This is a genomic window from Pseudoalteromonas luteoviolacea, assembly GCF_001696455.1.
Lineage (GTDB): Bacteria > Pseudomonadota > Gammaproteobacteria > Enterobacterales > Alteromonadaceae > Pseudoalteromonas > Pseudoalteromonas luteoviolacea_C.
Map to the genome: position 1 here is coordinate 176,970 of NZ_MAUJ01000004.1, position 21,464 is coordinate 198,433.

Annotated in this window: 22 protein-coding genes; 12 read left to right on the plus strand and 10 right to left on the minus strand. The window is 43.8% G+C overall.

Translation table 11 applies throughout. From position 1 onward, the window contains the following. Positions 1-7: 7 nt before the first annotated feature. Complete coding sequence (locus tag A7985_RS13745) at positions 8-940, plus strand: LysR family transcriptional regulator (RefSeq protein ID WP_065791034.1); 933 nt, start codon at positions 8-10, stop codon at positions 938-940. 32 nt (positions 941-972) lie between these two features. Here A7985_RS13745 and A7985_RS13750 read toward each other — a convergent pair whose 3' ends face one another. Both A7985_RS13750 and A7985_RS13755 read right to left on the minus strand, forming a co-directional pair. Next, complete coding sequence (locus A7985_RS13750; RefSeq protein ID WP_065791035.1) at positions 973-1,725, minus strand: spondin domain-containing protein; 753 nt, start codon at positions 1,723-1,725, stop codon at positions 973-975. 96 nt (positions 1,726-1,821) lie between these two features. Beyond that, positions 1,822-2,754, minus strand: coding sequence for a LysR family transcriptional regulator (locus tag A7985_RS13755; RefSeq protein ID WP_065791036.1), 933 nt, complete (start codon positions 2,752-2,754; stop codon positions 1,822-1,824). Between the two features lie 113 nt (positions 2,755-2,867). Between A7985_RS13755 and A7985_RS13760 the strand changes: the two genes are divergently transcribed. The 3 genes from A7985_RS13760 (at position 2,868) to nth (ending at position 4,763) form a co-directional block, all read left to right on the plus strand. Continuing rightward, positions 2,868-3,068, plus strand: coding sequence for a hypothetical protein (locus tag A7985_RS13760; protein WP_065791037.1), 201 nt, complete (start codon positions 2,868-2,870; stop codon positions 3,066-3,068). After that, positions 3,069-3,998, plus strand: a complete 930-nt coding sequence (locus A7985_RS13765; RefSeq protein WP_065791038.1) for a sodium-dependent bicarbonate transport family permease — start codon at positions 3,069-3,071, stop codon at positions 3,996-3,998. Positions 3,999-4,094: 96 nt separating this feature from the next. Then, positions 4,095-4,763, plus strand: coding sequence for an endonuclease III (gene nth / locus A7985_RS13770; RefSeq protein ID WP_065791039.1), 669 nt, complete (start codon positions 4,095-4,097; stop codon positions 4,761-4,763). A gap of 315 nt (positions 4,764-5,078) precedes the next feature. Here nth and A7985_RS13780 read toward each other — a convergent pair whose 3' ends face one another. Then, entirely contained in the window at positions 5,079-5,774 is a 696-nt protein-coding gene (locus tag A7985_RS13780) for a tellurite resistance TerB family protein (RefSeq protein ID WP_065791041.1), read from the minus strand. Between the two features lie 202 nt (positions 5,775-5,976). Further along, the gene (locus A7985_RS13785) at positions 5,977-6,207 is read right to left on the minus strand and encodes a helix-turn-helix domain-containing protein (RefSeq protein ID WP_063374763.1); all 231 of its coding nucleotides are present in this window, start codon (positions 6,205-6,207) and stop codon (positions 5,977-5,979) included. A 265-nt stretch (positions 6,208-6,472) separates the two neighbouring features. On the opposite strand from A7985_RS13785, the gene A7985_RS13790 reads away from it, so the two are divergent. Continuing rightward, complete coding sequence (locus A7985_RS13790) at positions 6,473-7,042, plus strand: hypothetical protein (RefSeq protein WP_065791042.1); 570 nt, start codon at positions 6,473-6,475, stop codon at positions 7,040-7,042. Between the two features lie 48 nt (positions 7,043-7,090). Here A7985_RS13790 and A7985_RS13795 read toward each other — a convergent pair whose 3' ends face one another. Continuing rightward, on the minus strand, positions 7,091-7,489 hold the full coding sequence (locus A7985_RS13795; RefSeq protein WP_065791043.1) for an ExbD/TolR family protein: 399 nt from the start codon (positions 7,487-7,489) through the stop codon (positions 7,091-7,093). A gap of 294 nt (positions 7,490-7,783) precedes the next feature. Between A7985_RS13795 and A7985_RS13800 the strand changes: the two genes are divergently transcribed. After that, the gene (locus A7985_RS13800; protein WP_065791044.1) at positions 7,784-9,154 is read left to right on the plus strand and encodes a serine hydrolase domain-containing protein; all 1,371 of its coding nucleotides are present in this window, start codon (positions 7,784-7,786) and stop codon (positions 9,152-9,154) included. A 54-nt stretch (positions 9,155-9,208) separates the two neighbouring features. Here A7985_RS13800 and A7985_RS13805 read toward each other — a convergent pair whose 3' ends face one another. Next, on the minus strand, positions 9,209-11,395 hold the full coding sequence (locus A7985_RS13805) for a DUF6359 domain-containing protein (RefSeq protein WP_065791045.1): 2,187 nt from the start codon (positions 11,393-11,395) through the stop codon (positions 9,209-9,211). Between the two features lie 120 nt (positions 11,396-11,515). Continuing rightward, positions 11,516-13,627, minus strand: a complete 2,112-nt coding sequence (locus A7985_RS13810; RefSeq protein WP_081310573.1) for a bifunctional 2',3'-cyclic-nucleotide 2'-phosphodiesterase/3'-nucleotidase — start codon at positions 13,625-13,627, stop codon at positions 11,516-11,518. Positions 13,628-13,913: 286 nt separating this feature from the next. On the opposite strand from A7985_RS13810, the gene A7985_RS13815 reads away from it, so the two are divergent. Then, positions 13,914-15,032 carry a hypothetical protein gene (locus A7985_RS13815; protein WP_065791046.1) on the plus strand — a complete coding sequence of 373 codons (1,119 nt, stop codon included), beginning with the start codon at positions 13,914-13,916 and terminating at the stop codon, positions 15,030-15,032. Positions 15,033-15,057: 25 nt separating this feature from the next. Here A7985_RS13815 and A7985_RS13820 read toward each other — a convergent pair whose 3' ends face one another. Continuing rightward, positions 15,058-16,152, minus strand: coding sequence for a helix-turn-helix domain-containing protein (locus A7985_RS13820; protein ID WP_065791047.1), 1,095 nt, complete (start codon positions 16,150-16,152; stop codon positions 15,058-15,060). A 176-nt stretch (positions 16,153-16,328) separates the two neighbouring features. On the opposite strand from A7985_RS13820, the gene A7985_RS13825 reads away from it, so the two are divergent. Then, positions 16,329-17,177 (plus strand): DUF2306 domain-containing protein, encoded by an 849-nt coding sequence (locus A7985_RS13825; RefSeq protein WP_065791048.1) that lies wholly within the window; start codon positions 16,329-16,331, stop codon positions 17,175-17,177. 47 nt (positions 17,178-17,224) lie between these two features. Here the strand turns inward: A7985_RS13825 and A7985_RS13830 are convergent, their stop codons facing one another. Together A7985_RS13830 and A7985_RS13835 are read right to left on the minus strand one after the other, a co-directional pair. After that, the gene (locus A7985_RS13830) at positions 17,225-17,920 is read right to left on the minus strand and encodes a LipL32 family surface lipoprotein (RefSeq protein ID WP_065791049.1); all 696 of its coding nucleotides are present in this window, start codon (positions 17,918-17,920) and stop codon (positions 17,225-17,227) included. Between the two features lie 133 nt (positions 17,921-18,053). Then, complete coding sequence (locus tag A7985_RS13835; RefSeq protein WP_065791050.1) at positions 18,054-18,395, minus strand: winged helix-turn-helix transcriptional regulator; 342 nt, start codon at positions 18,393-18,395, stop codon at positions 18,054-18,056. 105 nt (positions 18,396-18,500) lie between these two features. On the opposite strand from A7985_RS13835, the gene A7985_RS13840 reads away from it, so the two are divergent. From A7985_RS13840 to A7985_RS13855, 4 genes are all read left to right on the plus strand, one after another. Further along, positions 18,501-19,271 (plus strand): SDR family NAD(P)-dependent oxidoreductase, encoded by a 771-nt coding sequence (locus A7985_RS13840; RefSeq protein ID WP_065791051.1) that lies wholly within the window; start codon positions 18,501-18,503, stop codon positions 19,269-19,271. 154 nt (positions 19,272-19,425) lie between these two features. Further along, positions 19,426-20,541 carry a saccharopine dehydrogenase family protein gene (locus A7985_RS13845; protein WP_065791052.1) on the plus strand — a complete coding sequence of 372 codons (1,116 nt, stop codon included), beginning with the start codon at positions 19,426-19,428 and terminating at the stop codon, positions 20,539-20,541. Further along, positions 20,541-21,014, plus strand: coding sequence for a DUF2269 family protein (locus tag A7985_RS13850; RefSeq protein WP_065791053.1), 474 nt, complete (start codon positions 20,541-20,543; stop codon positions 21,012-21,014). Before A7985_RS13845 ends, A7985_RS13850 begins: the two co-directional genes overlap by 1 nt. Positions 21,015-21,029: 15 nt before the next feature. After that, on the plus strand, positions 21,030-21,434 hold the full coding sequence (locus A7985_RS13855; protein ID WP_081310574.1) for a DoxX-like family protein: 405 nt from the start codon (positions 21,030-21,032) through the stop codon (positions 21,432-21,434). The last annotated feature ends 30 nt before the right edge of the window (positions 21,435-21,464 follow it).

Genomic DNA, 21,464 nt, shown 5'->3' on the forward strand with positions numbered 1-21,464 from the left:
GATTGTTGTGAGCTTCTCAGATTTTCAATGGCGAAACATAGACTTAAATTTATTGGTAGCCTTTGCATATTTATATCGATATGAGAGTGTGAGCAGTGCCGCTGAAAAAAGCTGTGTGAGCCAATCTGCTATGAGCCATAGTTTGGCGCGTTTACGGCGTTTATTCGATGACACCCTGTTTGAGCGTCAAGGTCATAAAATGGTGCCGACAGAACTGGCCCATGTGCTTGCACCAACGGTGAATCAAATACTCGATTCTGTGACACATGATCTTTTAACAACAGCAACCTTTGAGCCAAATCAGTATCAGGGTGTATGCCGTATTGGTTTGACTGACTACGCAGAGGTTATTTTTGCCCCGTTGGTTTATGATGCGATCCGTCAACAAGCACCTTGTGCACAGGTGAGTTTTCTCAATGTTAATCGCAGCAATTACATTGCATTAGCTGAGCAAGAGAAGTTAGATGTCATTATCGGCAGTATGCCTGAGTTACACCACTCATTTCACCGAGAATACCTTTATACCGAGCGCCACGTATGTGTGGCCGACCCTAAGATGATCGATTTTAAAAAAGGGTTGAGTATCGCGCAGTTTGCAAAGATTGAGCATGCATTAGTTAGCCCAGATGGCCAGCTTACAACACAGGTTGATAAAACGCTTCAAGATATTGGTTTGTCTCGTAAAGTGACCGTGGCAACTCGTAATTTTTTAACTATTCAGTTTTTGTTGAAGCAACGGCGTTTAATTGCGATTGTGCCGCAAAAAATGGCTGAGATAGCATGCGATAGTAATGAACTCGAATACTTTTCGCCACCCATATCTGTGGCTGATTTTGACATTTCCATGTTGTGGTTTAGCCACAAAGAACGAGATGACAAAAACACTTGGTTACGTCAACTGATAAAAGATGCCATGGCCTCGTCGCTCAAAGCGGGGTAAGCCATGCTTATTCGAGCATGGCTAATACTTAATTACTCCATCAGCTTTATAGTGATAAAGCCAATGTTGTCAGCATTTTGAAAATGGACCCCTTCCGCAAAATCGGTATCACTGCGAGCGCTACTCAGTAAAGTGATTGTACCTTGTGGCTCAGTTGCAAGGTTTGCAGCTGAAAACGTAGTGCCGCTGTCACTGCCTGCATCATACACTTTCAATTGGATGGTCTGTTCACTTAGCCACTGGTTATCATTGAATAGGGAGAGGCTATCGATTCCAATAAACCAATCGGGGCTAGGGGCAACCATGGAGACGACGCTGAGCAATGGAAAGTCTTGGCTCGCTTCGAATGTCATACTGACACTTTGAGAGTTGGTGGATATGCCTGACTCGTCGATAAGGTAGTTAGAATAGCCTTGATTTTGAATATTGCTGATTTCTTCTTTCAGTGCGGTTTTTGACCCTGTCTCAGCCATACTCACTATACCCGCTGATGCTGACTCTCCGCGCTGAAATATACGCCCCTCGGCGTTATGTGTAAGTCCGACGACCGGAGAAAAGTGGGTACCACTAGGATAATTGGTTGGAAAAGATTGCGCGTCCCAAGTACGGGTGAATGTCAGTTCATATGTTGCACTGCTTGATGCCGCTGGTGGCGTTGTGGGCGTTGTTGGCGTGGTCGCATTTTCAGAAGCCGCTGGTGTGTTCGTGTCACTACTGCTGCTACCTCCACAGCCAGTTAAGGAGAGTACAGCGCTGAGAGTTACTAATTTGAATACATCATTCATATCTAACCTCTAAAGGAAAGGGGGCCTGTGAAACACAGACCTAGCATTGCACAACTATCTTTCAAAATTTGAATAAATAATGTTCTATTGGGTGAGTTAAAGTTTAATCGCTTTTTGCATGATGTCTCTGCCCTCTGTTTCAACATAGTTGAGAAAGACGTTTGCAATGGGTGATTGCACTTTACGTTTAGTCCATGAAAACGACCATTTTGAGCGAATAGGCAGAGATTCAACATTGATGACTTTTACATCGTGTATTTCACCAAAAGCGAGTGTGTGTGAAGAAAGAATGGACACGCCCAGTTTTGATAATACTGAGTGAATGATGGCTTCGTTACTGGCGATCGTCATTTTTATATTTGGTTTTACGTCCTTATTGTGGAAAAAAGCTTCTGTTGCATAGCGCGTACCTGAGCCTGATTCACGGATTAAGAAATCTTCTTGGCAGAACTCTGTGAGTGTGACGCATTGCTGATTACTAAATGGGTGAGACGCAGGTGCAATGGCCACTAAATCATTAGACATAAATTCAATCACCTCGAGATCAAGACCTTCAGGTAAGTGACTGAAAACATAAAAATCATCTAAGCCTTGTTCTAATCGTTCAATAACTTGTTGTCTATTTGCAACGGTAAATTGAATATCAATACCTGGATAGCGCTCGCAAAAAGGCCCTAACAAATGGGGAATAAAGTATTTTGCCGTGGTGACACTAGAGAGCCTCAAAGTGCCTGATTTAAGTCCTCGTAAGTTTGACAGGTGCATGTCTAACTCTTCGCAGCGTTGCAAGATTTGTTTGGCTGTTTCAACTGTTGCGAGCCCTGCATCGGTAAACTTCAATTGTTTGCCAACTTGTTGATAGAGTGGAAAGTCGATGGCTTCAGCCAGCTTTTTCAACTGCATTGATACCGTGGGTTGCGTTAAGAAAAGCTTTTCAGCAGCGGCCTTTACACTGCCACCTTCGTACAATGCCAACAGGATCTCTAGCTGCCTAAATGTGCCGATATGCGCATGTAATCTGGATGCCATAATTCCTCACAGGTGGGTTTGTTAGATTTTTACCTATGCATTGCATAGTTACTATCTATTTTTATCTATATTTGTATTTTTGTAAAATCCTCAAAAATAGCGAGGAGAAGTGTATGACATTTAAAAATCTGGCGTTGCCGTTTATAACGAGTTTTTGTCTTTTGGCCTTTTCTTATTTCAGTGTGCAGATTGGTTCAAGTGCCCTAGGGTTTATTATTCTTGCGCTTTCTTTGTTAGTTGCTGCGGGTATACATAACTTCAATGTCTCAACCGCTAAGGAGGCGACACCTTATTCAACAGAGGTAAAGTCGTAAATGATAGACGCGGTAGTTGCATTTTTTGTGCTCGGTATTGTTGCGCAATTACTGGGCGCTAAAATTCCATTTTCAGATGGCCTATACAAATCCTTAAGTATGTTTTTGATGATAGCCATCGGCCTAAAAGGTGGCATCGCATTGCAGCAGCATGTTGATGCTTCTTTGTTGCTGATGTCAGTTGCTGTGGTTGGTTTTGGTTTGTTATTACCACTTTTGGCGTATCCGTTACTGAGATATTTTGGTCAGTTGGACAAGACTAATGCAGGTGCAATTGCTGCACATTACGGTTCTGTGAGTGTCGCAACTTATGCGGTCGCAGTGGCACTGCTTGAGGCCAATAAAATTAATTATGAAGCGTATTTCCCGCTATTTGTTGTATTGCTTGAAATGCCGGCCATTGTAGTTGGGTTGGTATTGGCTAAAGGCAATTTCAAAATTATCAATCGCGCCTTTATTAAAAAAGAGTTAGTTGCAAATCAAAGTATTTTGTTGATGGTTGGCAGTTTAATCATTGGTTTTGCCGGTGGTGAAAGTGTGCAAAAGTTAACCCCATTTTTTGTGGTATTGTTCCCTGGCATTCTCGCCTTGTTTTTACTCAAAATGGGTTTGGTAGCAGGAGAGCAGTTAGGCAGCTTAAAGAAGAACAGCGTGTTTTTGATTAGTTTTGCAATCTTAATGCCCATGCTTGGAGGGTTGGCTGGTACAGGTTTGGCGTTACTACTAGGCTTAAGTGCCGGTGGAATTGCGCTGATGGCCGTGCTTGGCGCAAGCGCTTCTTATATTGCAGTACCTGCGGCAATGAAAGAAAGCTTGCCAGAAGCAAATGCGGGTATGTCTATCACCGCATCACTCGGGATCACATTCCCATTTAATGTTTTAATTAATGTCCCATTCTTTATTGCGCTCGGGCAATTCTTAGGCGTGTAAATACAGTCGATACTGCAATTAATATGCTGACGTTCTCTGAACGTCAGTGTACATTAGTGCGCATTGCTTAAAGACATCGATTAAAGGTAGAATTTCGTGCCTGCAAAAAACTTACTCAAAGCGGAGCGTGTCGCATATATTCTTGATGAATTGCAAACGCGTTATCCAAACCCGCCCATTCCACTTGATCACAAAGATCCCTATACCTTACTGGTGGCTGTTTTATTGTCAGCGCAATGTACTGATGAGCGCGTGAATAAGGTGACACCTTCCCTGTGGCAGTTAGCCGATAACCCGTTTGATATGGCGCAGCAGCCTGTTGAAGCTATTCAAGAAATTATTCGTCCTTGCGGCTTATCGCCTCAAAAATCAAAGGCGATTAAAAAGCTTTCGGAAATATTGGTTGCTGACTACGACGGTATTGTACCCACAGATATGGATGCACTCGAGACTTTACCCGGTGTTGGCCATAAGACCGCGGGGGTTGTCATGGCGCAGGCTTTTGGTGTGCCCTCGTTTCCTGTCGATACCCATATTCACCGGTTAGCTCAACGTTGGGGATTAACCAATGGTAAAAATGTGACTCAAACAGAGAAAGACTTGAAACGCCTGTTCCCTGAAGCGTGTTGGAATGACTTACACTTGCAGATTATTTATTACGGTCGTGACTTTTGTACTGCAAGAGGCTGCGACGGCACGGTATGTCCAATTTGTACCACTTGTTATCCAAATCGTAAAAAACCAAAGTTGGTTAAAAAGCCATAGTTGTTTGCTCAAGATCTGTTTAGGCATAGGGTCTAAACAAATATGCCAAATGAGATGCAAGGTATTACAAGTTGAACCACTGCACCTTTTTGAAAATGGGTTTGAAGATAAATTGACTGGCTCGAACCCGCGCTTTAACGCGATATTTGCGCTTTTTACCCGAGTAAGAAAAAACACCTCGCACTATATTAAGCGTGTGAGCCAACCACACCAAGGCGTGTTTCTCTCAGCACTCGGTTAAGCAAATATGAGTAATAGAGAGCACGCCTTTTTTATGTGGTGTCGGTCTATCTGTTTGGGCCATTGCTAAATAGATTACTGCACAGCTGCAAGCTCTTGATGAATGGACTGTACCAGCTCTCTGGGTAAGCAAAGTTGTTGAGCAAGTGCCTGCAAATATTGCTGTGATACGCTCTGATGTAAGTCAATGGCACTGGCACTGGCGGCATATACCTCTATGCCAGTCTGTGCATTGGGCACCGCTTGGACTAGTTCGGTTAAACTCATTGGTTTTCTTAGCTCGTCAAACAGCATTGCTTTTTCAGTAACGCTTAACGCCATAGTCTCGACCTGGGCAAATATTTTTTGTCGTTCAATTTCATCGATGTGGCCATCGGCATAGGCTGCTGCAATCATGGCACGCATTATAATTAACTGGCCAGAACCCTCTTCATTTTCAGCAACTTCCTCAAAGCTTTGCTCGGGCATTTTGGCGGGTGTAAAGTCGAATGTGCGATTAGGTCTACTGCGCCCAGTCATGGCTTGGTCATAGGCTGCGCTGTCTCTTTGCTGATTGGATGCCTGACTTTGCTCTGAATACTGTTTGTATGCTTTCCACGCCAGCCCCCCAACGGCTGCCAATGTGCCATATTTTACGGCTTTTTTACCGGTTTTTTTTCCCTTTTTACTGCCCAGCAACGAGGTCAATCCACCGCCAGCAACCCCACCTAAAAATCCATTTAATGCGCCAGATTTATTGAGGCTTCCTACGAGTTTTTGTAATTCTTTCATCGCTGTCTCCTTGTTTTTGGTTTTACTCAGAGTAGGGGAAATGAGGCGCTTTGAAAACCACCATTTTGTTACAAATCGATTCAACCACTGAGTGGTTTTGCAGCTAAGTTTAGAGGCTGAGAGAGGAGTCTTGGGGCGCGTTGGTGCGAAATCACATTGTACTTATCACACTAAAACTCAATTTGCTTCTACAGCATTTAACTCAAATTGGCGCGTCGCTAAGCAATTCTTTTATTGGAATTTGATAGAATAAAGCAAGCTGTCTGGCTGTGCGATGGTAAACACGATACCCGCATTCTGCACGCTTTAAAGTGGCAATTGAAACACATAAGGCGCGCTCTTGGCATGCACATGCGAGCTTTTCTTGGCTTAACCCCAAATCCCGGCGTAATTGTTTCAATCTTTGACTGTTTAACTGTACTCGGCCATCCATTGTTAGGTCTCCTTACAAGAGGTAAGTAAGACTAGCAATGACTTAATCACTTCGCCAATCACGCAAAATAAAGGGGTGTTTTTGAAAGTGTACGGTACTGTCAGAGATGTTGCACAGCACCGTGTTTATTCTCATCTTGGTTGATGCCAAACTGATACTAACCTGATACCGATAAGTGCTGAAACGGTGTCTACACTTGGAACCAAATTCAAGGCACACTGATTTCCAGTGTGCTGTTCACTTAAAGAGATAAAAGGAAAACGTTATGTCTCAAGCAAATCGCATGTTAGGTGGGTATGGTCCAGTCGTTTTAGCACAGGATTTTGATAAGGAATATATCAGCGCATTTGAGCATATTAATCAACGTGTAGGCGTTGATATCAAGCCATTAGCTGGTCAATCACAAGTCGTCAATGGCACAAACTATGCGTTTTACTGCTTTGTTTCACCTGTGGTTGCACCGGGCATTCCACAGGTTAATCGCTTAGAACTGATTGTGATAAATCAGCAAGGAGATCAATACACTGAGCTTAAAGATCGGGTCTTCAGTGAGCCAGTATTAGTGCCACCTATTGGCTCATTTGATTCTGTTGCGCTTCGTCATGATTTTAGTGATGCCGAGCGCCAAACCGCAGAGAAAATTGAGTCTATGATCGGGGTTAAATACGACATTTTGGCAGCTCAGCAACAAGTTGTAGCGGGTTTAAATTTTGCGTTTTACACTGTGGTTGAGCCTATTACACCAAACGCTCAGGCATTTTTCGCACGCCTAGATGTGTATGTTAATTTACGTGGCGAAATTGAAAACGAAAACCTAGTGCATATTCAGCCTTAATTTGCACGCCACGGTTTAGCGCATACTAAACCGTGGCCGTTTAATTGCTTAAATGCTTGCCAAGGAAACCGGCGCACTGGTTTGAGATTTTACCGCATCCAGCACCTGAACTAAGGTGTTGTGCTCACTTTGTGCATGGGCCTTCAATCCGATCGAAGTGATCTCGCCTTTGGCTGCCACTCTGGCGATGTTAATGGCGATGGCATCCACATCGATTTGCCTTCCGTTTAGAAAAATTTGATTTTTGTCATCAATATTGATTTGTGGTGTCAGTGTCGGCGTGAGCGAGCGAGCGGCTTTGTCTTGCTTACTGATATCCAGTACAGGTTCTTTAGAAAAACTCGCTGTAACGATAAAAAAGATAAGCAGAATAAAGACGATATCAAGCATCGGGTTCATATCCACATTGGCACTAGGTTGCATCGCAAGTTGACGTTTTTTACTCATTATGGGCACTCCTTATGGATAGCTGCGCAGATTTTTTTAGTTCTAGTATGGGTATAACGCAGCGCCAACAAAAAAGGGGTGAAAAAATTCAATTTAATTGAGATTACCCTCATTCTTGTGTGTCAATTTTAGTATTAACATTCAAAACTAAACGTATTTCATACAAGTGTTTGAGCTTGTTACACAAGCACACAGATAGAAAGGATTTGTAACAGTGTTGTACACTTTTTGACTAGGCAATAGAGGAGGCGCGTGATGGAATAATTGTAATCCCAATCAAAACAAGGAAAGAAAATGAAAATGTCTATAATTGCTGCTGTGGTGTCTACGACCATGTTGTTTGGTGCTACTAGCGTATTTGCCAGTGATTCAAAGGCACATAAAGCGCAGTATCGTGCGGTCCTTAAAAATGAACTTTCCAAGAAGCAGCCCGGTGCGGTTGCACTTATCAGTCAAGAAGGTGAGGTTATTTTTAAAAAGGCCATTGGCAGTGCAAATCTTGAATTGAACGTGCCACTTAAAGCCAAAAATGTGTTTAAAATAGGGTCTATCTCTAAGCAATTTACCGCCGCCGCAATCATGATCTTGCAGGAGCGAGGCAAGCTTTCAGTACATGATGATATCCATAAGTATGTGCCGGATTTTCCAACCGAAGGGCACGTTATTACCATCGAGCAGTTGCTAACCCATACTTCGGGTCTTGCCAATTACACCGAAGACAGGGAGTTGATGCTAAAAGAAATTCAGGCACCTGCAACACTTGACGAAATTTTAGCAAGGTTTGCCGTCCACCCAATGAAGTTCCAACCCGGTGATGCGATGGCTTATTCAAATACCGGCTATGTGCTGCTAGGTAAAATCATCGAAGTCACCAGTGGCCAATCTTACGCGGACTTTATCGACGAACATATCTTTGACAAATTAGGTATGAATAATAGTCACTATGCAGGTCGCCAAATTATCAAGCACCATGTATCTGGGTATGAGCTAAGCGCCGAAGGGTATGTGAATGCAGGGTATATCGATATGGTTTGGCCCCATGCTGCAGGCGCGTTGTCATCTAATGTATTCGATTTAAATATCTGGTATACGGCGCTTGCGAACGGTTCATTGATCAGTGAACAAAGCTATCAACAGATGATAGCGCCAGTGACTTTGAATGACGGTAGCAAATCAAGTTACGGCTATGGTTTGGTTACCACCACTATCGGAGAGTATCAGGCCATTGGTCATGCTGGTGGTATTCACGGTTTTGTGTCTGATGCAGTGTACATCCCTGAGAAAGAGCTTTATGTTGCTGTGCTTGCTAATTCCACAAATCGAAACCCACAGGCATTGACGCAACGTCTGGTTGCAAAAGCGCTTGATATACCTAGCCCAAGCTATAAGGAAGCCCATTTAACATCATCGCAATTGAAAGCGTTTGAAGGTGCATATCAGTTTGAAAGTGGCGCTGTGCGTCGAGTTGAGTACCACGATGGCAAGTTATATACGCAAGAAGGAGATGGTTATATTGCAGCACTCACGCCAGCTTCCTCAGAGACGCTGTTTTTTGATCAAAGCACAGCATATATGAAGTTTGTGACTAATGATCAAGGGGATACAGTGATGAATTTGTATGTGAACTTCTCTGAAACACCATTTCAAGCGATAAAGAGTCGGTAACAATAGAAAGCCAAAAGGAACGTGGTTCCTTTTGGCTTTAGAAAATATCGCAGATTAATTTAACAGGGTTAAATTGCTTACACTGCGCACACCTGGATGACTCATATAGTCGTTTTTAATTCCCTCAACACGAAGGCGTTTACCAATCAGTTCAGGGTTAAGTAAGGGACTAAATGTATCTCGCTGAGATGACTCAAGCTTAATATAAAGTTTGTTGCCTGCATTGTTGGGATCCGTTAGCTCCAGTGCGTACTTGTTATTGATTGCTGCGGTGATAGTACCGCTTACAACAACTGGTTGGCCGTTATTCAATGCCAATACATCAGACACCGACAGATCACTGCCTTGATCAGGGTTGCCATTGCCATTGCCCGATGAAAGGGTAATGCTAGATACTTGGCGAACGCCCGGTTGACTCATGTAGCTATCTCTTACACCTTTGATAACTAATGTGGCATTTAAAATGTCTGGGTTCAGTTGTGGGCTGAACTGCGCACGTTGGCTACTTTCAAGCTTGATATTGATGGTGAAACTCGGGTCGTTCAAGTCTTCAAGAATGAGCGCATAAATACTGTTTAGGCCAGATTTAACACGCCCAGTAAGCTCAATTGCTTCACCTTGTGCTGTTGCAAGCGCCTGCTCAACAGACATGTACGCAGGTGCAATCTGTAGATCTGTCACATAACGGATCCCTGGCTCACCCATATAGCTATTGCGTTTACCCGTGACAATGATGTTTTTATTAAGGATCGCAGGGTTCAACTGTGGGTTGAAGTCCGCTCTTTGGTTGCTCTCAAGCTTCACATAAATATGGGTTGTAGGGTTGTTAAGGTCGCTTAACTCCAATCCATAGATCCCATTGATAGCGGCAGTTACTTTACCCACGACAACAACAGGGGTATTTTGTGCAGCTGCTAATGCATCCGTTACTGAGATTGCATTGCCCGGAGTTGGGGTCGGATCTGGATCCGGGTCTGGGTTAGTTTGACCATCGCCATAGGGTGCATTGAAAGAGTTGTTTTTATAAGTGTCTGTGTCCCAAGGGTTAAAACCTGATGCAGGAGTGCCCCAAGGTTGACCATTGTTTGGATCAGACATCTCCTGAGATGCCATAGGTGTAGGGGTGAAAAAACCGCTGTAGTGACCATTCTGACCGTCGAAATACTGATAGCTTTCAGGTGTCGCTAACCAGTTAATAATATTTACGGCAAGCACAGAAGCATGGCCTGGATCTGTCCATCCGGGGTATGTTCTTTTGGTGTTGCCGTTGTCTTGACGGCGATATTTTGGTGTTGCATCTTCAATTGGTGAAGAATCACCGATGAATGCAGCTTTTCCTGCGCCCGACTTGGCAATCGCGGCATAAGGGCCTTCTGCTTTACCACCAAAATACAAACCTTGGTCTTTGGCATGACGCCACTTTACTGGTGTGTCGGTCTCAGAAAAATAGACTAGGCCCTTCGCTTTTTGCGGGTCTACGATGGCCAATGTTGCGCCTGCTGCCATCAAAATAGGATCTACCCCTTGGGTGATCCCTTCAGTTTGCGAGCTAGGTTCAACACCGCTCACACCCTGTTTGTAATCAACACCGTTGAAGCGAAAACGAATCCCGAAGTTTTCAACTAACCAACCTGCATTCGCAGCTTTTGGGTTACGCCAATCACCATAGGCGCCGCCCATGTTGTATTTGCTGAGGTCCGAGCGGTTGTAGCCATTGAAAACTTCCGTGGCATCCCATGTGTTCAGGTTACGGTCTGCATCGTAGTGATCGGCAATGAAGAAGATGCCTTTACCACTTGCAATATATTGTTCTAGGGCAGCTTGCTCTGCGAGTGTAAAAGGACGGTTGGTTTCGGCCAGTACAAATACATCCGAGTTTTTAATCGCGTCATAGGTAATAATCGCTTCGTTGGTATTGCTACCATTGGTGCGATCGTCGTAGAAACGAATACGGCCATCATTATTCAAATCTACACCGCGGTATTCCTTAACGGTATAGCCCTCTTGAACTAGCGCATCGGCAAAATCGGAGAATGCGCCGTCGATTACCCAGTCAGCGTTACCTTCTACGCCGCCGTGTGAGACGTCAAAGTAAACGGTCTTACCATTATTATTGGCAGCAGATGGCACCTTTACTGGTGCTGTGTTATTCCAATCATATGCTGCGGCAAGTGCAAAGCTACTTTGAGCAAGCAAGCCTGCACCGAGCAATACTGATAAGGTCAGTTTGTTCACTGTCATTTTTTCAATTCCCGTTGTAATGGTTTATTTTTGGCAGCCAACTTCCTAAATAGCTGCCAATGGGTGGCAATGGTGTGCAATAAATGAATTGCACACCAAAATAGGTAGAGTCTTGTGTTATTAGTTTTGTGGTTGAGTCAGTTTTAGCTTATAGAGCGCGAATCCAGCTTCGTTGGTTTCATTCAGTGGCTCGATATGCTCAAATTGTTCACTGTATGCTTTGGCTTCATCACTGTTGGAGCTTGTGAATTGGATCTGCGCATTATCAATGTGGGCAAATGACCAGTTCATGTCTGCAGACGGATCCAGTCCTTTACCGTCATTTTGCTCACTTTGGTATGTGATGTAGTTAGCAACAACTTGGCGATTCTCATCCGGGGAGTCGACCACGATTTTATCCGCGCCGATATTCGGGAAGCTACCGCCGCCTGAAGCTCTGTAATTATTTGTCACGACCAAGAATAACTGGTCATCCGCAACAGGCTTGCCTTGATATTGCAAAGCGACGATACGTTGACCGTCAGACGCTTTTTCACCTTTACTCGTGTAGCGAGCTGGTTGGGTAATATCGATATGATAGGTGACACCATCGATGACATCAAAGTTATAAGAAGGAAAGTCAGGGTTGATTAGAGACTGCATTTCTTCGCTTTGAGGGTCGATTTGATTAAACTGCCCAGCGGACATTTCTAACCATTCTTTGACTTGTGCGCCGTTGAGTTTTAGAACTTTTAGTACGTTAGGATATATGTATAAATCAGCAACATTGCGGTATGCGATGTCGCCCTGAGCAATATAAGTATAATCGTCAGCGCCACCGCGACCCGCTCTAAATGGTGCGCCAGCAGATAAGATCGGTAACTCAGAAAGTTCAGTCCCTTGCACGATTTTTTGGGTATACCAAGTCTGTGCATCGGTAACAATTTGAATCGACGGGTCGTCGTTGACGAGTGCAAAGAAGCTATTTACCTGACTCGTGACTTTTGCGAAAGGTTTATTAACCCAAGTACGAGTTTCTTCATGATCATCATGGGTCGCCGCTTCGATTGTTGCGTCGTTAGTCACCAAAGAAATGACATTTCTATCAGCATCTTGCTCAAAAATGGGCTTCAATGTTGATTGAGAGTCAGTGACTTGCCAGCCACTCTCTTGATATGTGAGCGTTAAATCAATGACCCCTAAATGATTCCCCCAGAACCCTGGCATAACCGCAGCCACGCCGTTAATGGTGCCTTTTTCTAGGTCAATGCCTTTGTCTTCCATACCCGCATAGCGAGCGCTTGGGAAGTTCGCATGTGCGTGGCCAAACATAATGGCGTCAATGCCCTCAACTTTTGAAAGGTGATAACTGGCATTTTCTTTTTTCTCAGTATGATCAGAGGTATCTAAGCCCGAATGCGGAATCGCGACAACGATATCAGCGCCTTCTTCTTTCATTTTAGGGACATATTTATTGGCCATGGCGATGATGTCTTTGGCGATGACTTTATTTTCTAGGTTAGCTTTGTCCCACTGCATGATTTGCGGCGGCACAAAGCCAATATAACCCACTTTAATTGTTTGCTCTTCACCATCAATGTCTTTGAATATTTTTTCTTGAATTAAATAGGGAGCGAAGAGCGGCACGTCATTGGTTTCGTCATCATCACCATCATATTTAAATACATTGGCAGAAATATAAGGGAAGTTGGCATCATCAATGGCTTCGTGTAAAAACTCTAGGCCAAAGTTAAACTCGTGGTTGCCAATATTTGCAACATCATAGTCCAGCGTATTCATTGCTTTATAAATTGGGTGCACTTCACCTTCAGCTAGGTTTTTGATTTTGGCAATGTAATCTCCAAGTGGACTACCCTGTATTAGATCTCCGTTATCAACTAAGACTGAGTTTGTTGCCTCTTCACGCGCTTGGTGGATCAAAGCCGCCGTTTTGACCAAACCTACCTTATCGTCTTGCTTGTCTGAAAAGTAGTTAAAGTTAAGTACATTGGCGTGAAGATCGGTGGTTTCAAGTAAACGTAACTGTAATTTTGTGCCGACCTGCGGGCCGGGCTCAGGATCCGGCTCTGGCTCTGGCTCAGGTGGCGGTGTTGGCACTGGATCTGGCTTATCAGTTCCTTGCGTCGGCGCTGGTGGTTTAACTTCTACTTTATTGTCATCTGAATTAAAGCACCCGGAAAGTAGCACTGAGGTGCCACATAAAACGGCCAGCGGCAGTAACTTAGTTTTCATAATCCCTTCTCTTTTTTGATTTTTGAGCGGCTACTATAGAAGGGAAAAAAGACAATTAAGCTAAGAAAAAATGGCAAGTTAGTTCCAAAAATATGACATTTTCTGAAGTGCTTATAAGCGCTGGGAAGCGTGATAAATAAGGCTCTCATTTATTTTTAATATATTAATTTATATGAATTTATTAATTTTAACTGGGGGTGGTAATATGAACTTATTTATCTTTTTTTTACCGCTCGATACTAAGTCGTGCAAAACGTTGCATTAGTTTAAAACTTGCGTACATTTTATGGGTTGTAAATCAGTAGATGTGGGTCAAGTTATGGTTTCATTTGAAGAGGAAGTGAGACAAGTAGAAGAACGGCTGGATAAGCAAGAGTTTATGGGGGCAGCCCTAGGGAGTGTTATAGGGGCGGCTATTTCTATCGCTATTTGGTTTCAACTTTATTTGTTTAACCCAAAACTGAGTTTCATGATGTTCCCTGTTAGCGGTGCTATCATCGGTCAATTTGTACGTTTTTTTGGACGAGGATATCACGATTGGTTTGCTACGATAGCGTGCATGGTATATGCGGTGACAGCGTGGGTTGCTTGGTATATGCAAATCGTCGTCAGTGAGCGCATGTCTGTCAGCATATTGATTGGCCTCTTCTTTTCTGGATGTGTAGCAGCTAATTACTTTGCTAAATTAAGTATGCCTCTTGAGTTAAGTGAGGCTTTCAAACATCTAATATATGAGGATCGTTACCCTAAAAAAGGCACGAACATTAAAGGCTTTGCAGCCGTCATTTTTGCGAGTACTTTAGCACTTGGTGTGACCTACGGCATCACATTCATGTATGTCATTTTTAATCATCAACTTCAAAGCGCGAAAGCCGCCTCTGTCGAACAAGCTCAGCAGCAACGACCTACACTGAAGGGGATAGAGGTAACAGAAGATGTGTTGTCTCAATTAACGACGAGCCAAGCACTTTTATATGCCCACGCCTACTTTAGTGGTTATAAGTTTAACGAATTAGGTAGCTATACTAGAGGGTTTCCTCGCTCAATACACAAATCTCAAATGATTTTGGAATATCTGATGAAAGCGCGCGCAGATAGACGTGCTCAATTTATTTTAGGCGTTTTGTTGCAGGGGAACCGAGGCGAACGCCTTGTAAATACGGCAGCAGAAAAAGGAGACCATTATGCCGTGCTCTACCAAGCATTTTATGCAGGCTGCAATCAGGATAGCGCGGCAGGTAACCGCATTTTAGATACGATTTATCCGCTCGTGACAGAATCAGCTATCAAATCTGAAATAGAAAGTGTGCGCTCTTATGGCTATGAACCAGTATGTGACGAAATATCCATGGCGCATTTTCCACACAGCTTTGTACGCGGCTACATTGGACAATTTCGACGGTAGACGAGTACCAAAAGTACGCATTGATTTATGTACAGCGCTGATTTGAAAGCGTGAGGCGCCGATATTGGTTTGGTGTTTTGCCCGTGTATAATTTAAAAGCGCGGGTAAAAGGGCCAACAGAAGCAAACCCGCATTCAAGGCCGATAACTAACACCGGCCAATGCTGTTTTTCAGGGTCTGTTAACATGCCTTTAGCGTATTCAACCCGCAGTGTATTGATGAACTGATTAAAATTCTTTGCCTGCAATTGGGTGCGCAATGCCTTGCTGACTTTGTACTCCGGTATTTCTAACTCACGCGCGAGATCCGCGACTTTGAGGTTCGGCTGTAAGAAATAGCGCTGCTCTATGAGCAGAGCCTGTACTTGTTTGGCAAGTTTTATATCGCCGTCAATGAATGTGTTTTGTGATGAATCGCTTAACTCTGGTTGAGAAAATGGTGGTGTACCCTTTGCGCTTTTATGCGTATCACTGACCGTATTAGAACGCCAATATAAAAGAAATTGAAGGCTGACCAATACACATAAGGTTATGCCTGACATGATACTGGCGAGAACTTCTGGTTGTGAAGCAAAGATACCTTTTGCACTCTTGCTAGCCAATACCGCACATCCAAAGGCCACCATAAATAAGATGCGTTGCTGTCGGTCAGTTGTTTGAGCGTGTTGGAAGCCTCGTAAAGACTCCCAGAATGATAAAACTAAAATACAGGAAGACAACAAAACCGTTGCTTCTCGAAGCAAATGACTAAATACCGGAAGCCAAGAAGGACTCAGTGTCCAGTGGTGCGTTGCAAATAAATAACCCTGTTGGATCATAACAAGTGCTGCAATCGTTAGGGCAACCGCAATATGGCGCAAGCCGAACGGGTTCTTTTCTCTAAATAAGGCACGCGAAAATAACCAAATACAATTGCAAGTGGCGCAAGTAGCCATACCAATCAAGTATTGGTAAGGGCCGAGTGTGCCACTCGAAAGCTGTTTCAGTGCCACCATAGAGACCGAACCGCAAAAAATCGCAAACAATATATGTGCACTGTGTTTTTCACGGACAGTTAATTGCGCCAACAATAAAGTCAGGCTGACTGCGAGCAGTATGTAATGAGCGTGATCAGGTTGCATAAAAAATCCGCATAAATTAGACCTGTACTATGGTAATGAAAACCCACCCCTTGCTCAATTTAGCTTTGTAAGAAATCTTTACTAAAAAGAGTGTGCCGAATTTCAAATTCGGTGCGACGAATAGATTTTTTATTGGCACCTTAGTAATTAAATCAATAAATTACATAGGGGCTAGAATGATTTCTTTAACTGTAAATAAACTTAGGAGCTTGTCGTTCAACGCGGATAATACCCTGAGTGGCGCAATTAAAACTTGGGTCGTCGTGGCTTTGGCTGGGCAGTGGTTTTTTGCAATGTATATTTTGAGTTTGTATGCACTGCCTTTGATGTTCGGTGCGATTGAAAAGGCACAAATGGTGTCTCCTTCGCAGGGGTTGAATAGTAATATTGACTTAAACTCGACGATGTTTTTTGCCCATGTACTACCTGCAATTTTAATGGCCATGAGTGGCTTATTGCAATTAATCCCAAATGTGAGAACGCGATTTCCTAAGTTTCATCGTTACAATGGACGGATGTTTTTTACACTGGGGCTTATGGGGGCATTTACAGGGTTATATTTGACTTGGATAACAGGGCATAGACTCAGTGATATTGGCTCGATAGGTGTGACAGTAAATGGCATCTTGATCCCAGTTGCGATTTATTTTGCTTGGCAAGCGGCTGTGAAAAAGCGTTTTGCGCAACACCAGCGTTTTGCTGTACATAGTTTTTTATTGGTCAATGGGGTGTGGACTTTCCGTCTGTACCTGATGGGCTGGTACATAGTCAATCAAGGTATGAACGGCAATACGCTAACGCTAGATGGGCCTGCTGATATTGCGCTTTCCTTTGCGTCTTTCTTACTGCCGATGGCAATCTATGAAGTTATTTTATGGGGTAAAAAGCAGCGTAGAGACAGCGTCAAGTGGGGCATTGCCGCGCTGGCTTGTTTTGGCACGCTCATCACTTTCATTGGCGTTATCGCAGCAGGTATGATGATGTGGCTGCCCAAAATCAGTAACATTCTTAAAGCGTTGTTTTAGACAACAAACCGAGAAAAGTGGCAATCAACGATTGCCACTGCCGTGCTTTATAAGTTTCCAGCGTTCACTAAGTTGTGTAACTCTTCTAATGAAGCGGCGATTTTTACACCCGGAATATTGGTGCCAATCGTTGCTTCGAATGAGCCTTCAACCTGAGAACGAAAAGACGTAAATGAAATACGATAAACGCCCCTGACTAGCGACTCAGTTGGGTTGTTGAGGTTGGTTGTTTGTCTCAACAATGAGTTATAGTACGAACCACTTGGGTTTGCTGGTAACTCACGCGTGTCATCATTGTACCCCAATGGCTGCAGTACTTTGCCGCCTTTTGCAATTTTGCTGCTATCAATGATGTTCATGCGATCAAATACGATATAGGTGTCAAAAAACTTGGCTTTGTCTTTTTCCATACCTGGCGCGAAGTTGTTGTGCACAAAGTCTTTATCCGTAGGTTTAGATTCGACCGGCGATTGCATGGAAATACCAATTTCGTCAACAGCTGCGGGCACCCAAGCGTATAAGTAGTAGGTATCTTTACCTTTGTACTTGCCTTCAGGTTTTACACTTGCATCGACATAGCCATAGTAATTGACGTAATTTGCATAAGGTGCACGGACCTCTAATGGCCCAACGCCTTCAGAGATTGAGCTTTTTAAGTAAGGGCCTGAAGAGGTGCTCATGCACGCAGTAAGAGTAGTGAGAGAAAGAACAGCTAAAACCTTTCCCGTAGTTTTAAGCGTCATTAAATGACTCCTTGTCCTGATTAAAATCAAGGCAAGTCTAGCTGCAATTTAAGCAATTGCAATATGAGTTGGGAGGATTTTTTCTGATTTATAAAATGTTTAATAATTCTACTGTGACAATCAGCGAGCGTCTTTAATCTCGTGTATCAATGTGCTTTTGGAGTGCCTCTAGTTGTGCCAATATGGCTAAAAACTGCTCTCCAAGCTCGGTAACTTGATATTCAACTCGGGGCGGTAGCTCGTTAAAACTGACTTTGTTTAAAATACCAAACTCGACGTTGCGCTTGAGGCACTGGTTAAGCACTTTTGTGCTAAGTCCATCGACTGCCCGCACCATTTCTCCCGGTCGATTGATACCTTCTTGTAACAGTTGGTAGACCGTAAGAGACCATTTGCATCCGTAAATTGTTTCAACCATACGCGCACTTTGGCTGGGGGCAATTTTCTGTGAAATTTTTTTTGCTTTAGTATTCATAAATATGTACCAAAAAGTACCTAGCTTACCAATTTGTACTTACTATTCAGTAAGTTCGCCTATGCCTAATATTATCACGAATCAACAAACTCTGTAGGTGAACAAATGAACTTTACAAAATCTGGTCGCGCTTTGATAGTGGGTGGCTCAAGTGGCATGGGCTTTGAAACAGCAAAAATTTTACTCAACCACAATGTACCCGTGACGATAGTTGCAAATAATGCGGATAAATTAAAAAGTGCAGAGCAGACACTCAAATCTCAGGGCGATGTGACAAGCGTTCAACTGGATCTATACAACCGCCAAGCCGTGCAAGATTACATTGTATCGCTGTCGCAATCGGGTGAAGAAATCCGTTATTTAGTCAATGCCGCAGGGTATTTTTCACCATTGGCGTTTTTAGATCACAGTAGCGCAGATTTTGATCGCTACCATGAATTGAATCGAGCCTTGTTTCTCATCACCCAATCAGTTGCGCACAATATGATTGCCCATGGCGGTGGCAGTATCGTAAATATTGGATCTATGTGGGCAAAACAAGCCATTGGTGCCACACCTTCCTCAGCATATTCTATGGCAAAAGCAGGCTTACATTCATTGACTCAACATCTCGCAATGGAATTAGCTGCGCATAACATCCGTGTTAACGCGGTGTCTCCTGCGGTCGTCAAAACCCCAATTTATGGCGCTTTTATTGAACCTCAAGATATCGAAGAAACGTTAAGTGGATTTGATAATTTCCACCCAATAGGCCGTATTGGCGAGGCACGTGAAGTTGCGCAAACAATTGCTTACTTACTCAGTGACAGTACTCAATGGGTGACTGGGGCCAATTGGGATATCGATGGCGGGGTGATGGCTGGCAGAAACGCTTAAACACACTGAGAGGTTCCCTTTGATGTGTGATTTAACTTCGAGTTGGTCACTTATAAATAATGATTACTAGCATGAAAAAATGCTGGTAATCACCTTGTATTTGAAGGATATTTATCGCTAAACAAAGCCTTTTAACAATGAAGGAGTAAAGGCGATGAAAACGGTGGTAATACTGGGAGGGTATGGCAATTTCGGGAAAAGGGTGGCGATGGCCCTTGCTGAAGAGGGGGCCGTTCATCTTGTCATCGCTGGAAGAAATTTGTCCAAGGCGCAAGCATGTGTAGATAGCTTAAGCACAATGGCAAAAGCCACACTTGAAGCGTGGCAAATCGATATTTTCGCTGTTGACTTCGCACATCAACTGCAACAGCGTTCGCCATTTTTAGTCATTCATACCGGGGGACCCTTTCAAGGTCAGGGGCATGGCGTTCCTCAAGCCTGTATTGATGCCCATGCCCATTACATTGACCTTGCCGATGATAGGCAATTTGTTTGTGACATCACTCAACTAAACTCAGCAGCCAAAGCGCATAATGTGTTAGTCGTCAGCGGTGCGAGTTCTGTACCAGGGCTCTCTTCAGCCGTTATCGAGCATTACCTGTCTGGGTTCGAGACCATCAATAGCATAGATATTGCCATCGCTCCGGGCAACCAAGCGGAACGAGGTCTGGCGACGATTGCCGCAATTTTGTCTTATACGGGTCACCCCTTTCAGGCGTTTAATGAGGGCCGGTGGCAACCCGCGTACGGTTGGATGGACGCAAAAGTAAATGACTTTGGCGGCATAGCCAAAAAACGAGGGCTAGCCAATGTGGATGTCCCGGACCTGTTGATTTTTCCTGAGCGCTACAAGGTCACTGAGAGAGTCTCCTTTCAGGCGGGGTTAGAGTTGCCGATACTACATTGGGGTATGGTTTTTATGGCGATGTTGGCTAAGCGTGGGTGGGTAAAAAACTGGGCTCCTTATGCAAAACTGATCAGCTCAATGAGCAATGTATTGTTGCCTTTTGGCAGTGATATTGGCGCAATGGAGGTGCGTATTTCAGGAGCCGCAAGGGCGCATAAGGAATTAATTTGGCGATTATATGCACCAGGCGGTCAAGGGCCTTACATTCCAACCCTGTCGGCCATTATCATTGCGAAAAAACTACTGTCAGGCGATATCATGAAACATGGCGCTATGCCATGCGTTGGGTTGTTCGAGCTGGCTGATTTTGACGCATACTTTGCAGCGTATGGCATTTATGCTCAAACGGAGGTAAGGCCGTGATGGAACCTTATTTTGTTGCCAAACTCATTCATATATTGGCTGCGGTTGTTGTGACAGGAACAGGCGCAGGGATTGCCTTCTTTATGTTTATGGCAAACCGCTCGAACAATCCGCAAGCAATCTATATTACAACAAAGCTGGTTGTTTTGGGTGACTGGCTGTTCACAACCCCTGCTGTAATCACACAAGTGGTTAGTGGTGTGTACCTGATGCATTTACTTGGTTATTCGTTTGATTCTGATTGGTTTTATGCAGTGGCAGGGTTATTTACCTTGATTGGAGTGTGTTGGTTACCAGTGCTAAAAATTCAGTATCGTTTGCGCGATTTAGCGCAGCTAGATGCAAACAAAAATCACGTTTCGAAAGAGTTTAAATCTTTGATGCGGATATGGACTCTTCTAGGCATTCCCGCGTTCGTCGCGATATTAGTCATCTTTTGGCTGATGGTCTTTAAACCGCTCTCGGTCGTTTAATTTATGTGGATAAATATGAAACCCATTTTTGACATGGCCTGTTACTCTTTGGCTTTGGTATGGATTTTTACTGGGTTAACTTCGATATTTTTTGCCCCTGAAGTTGGATTTGAGATTTTGGCACGGGCGCAGATAACCGGTGTGCTTGCCCAAATAGCAGTGTATGGGGGCGGGGTACTTGATATTGTTCTAGGGGGATGGCTTATCACGCGTTATGCGCTTGGATTTTGCTGTCTCGTTCAAATTGTAACCATCTGTACCTACAGCATATTGTTGACATTTATCGATGCCTCTTTTTGGCTTCACCCCTTTGGGCCTGTGACTAAAAACTTACCCATTTTGGTGTTGATCGCTTGGTTATATCAAGCTGACAAGGAAGCTCAGGTTGTTGAACAAAAACGCAAAGGCACCCATCAGTGAGTTTTGAATAATATGAAATTGCTATCTATA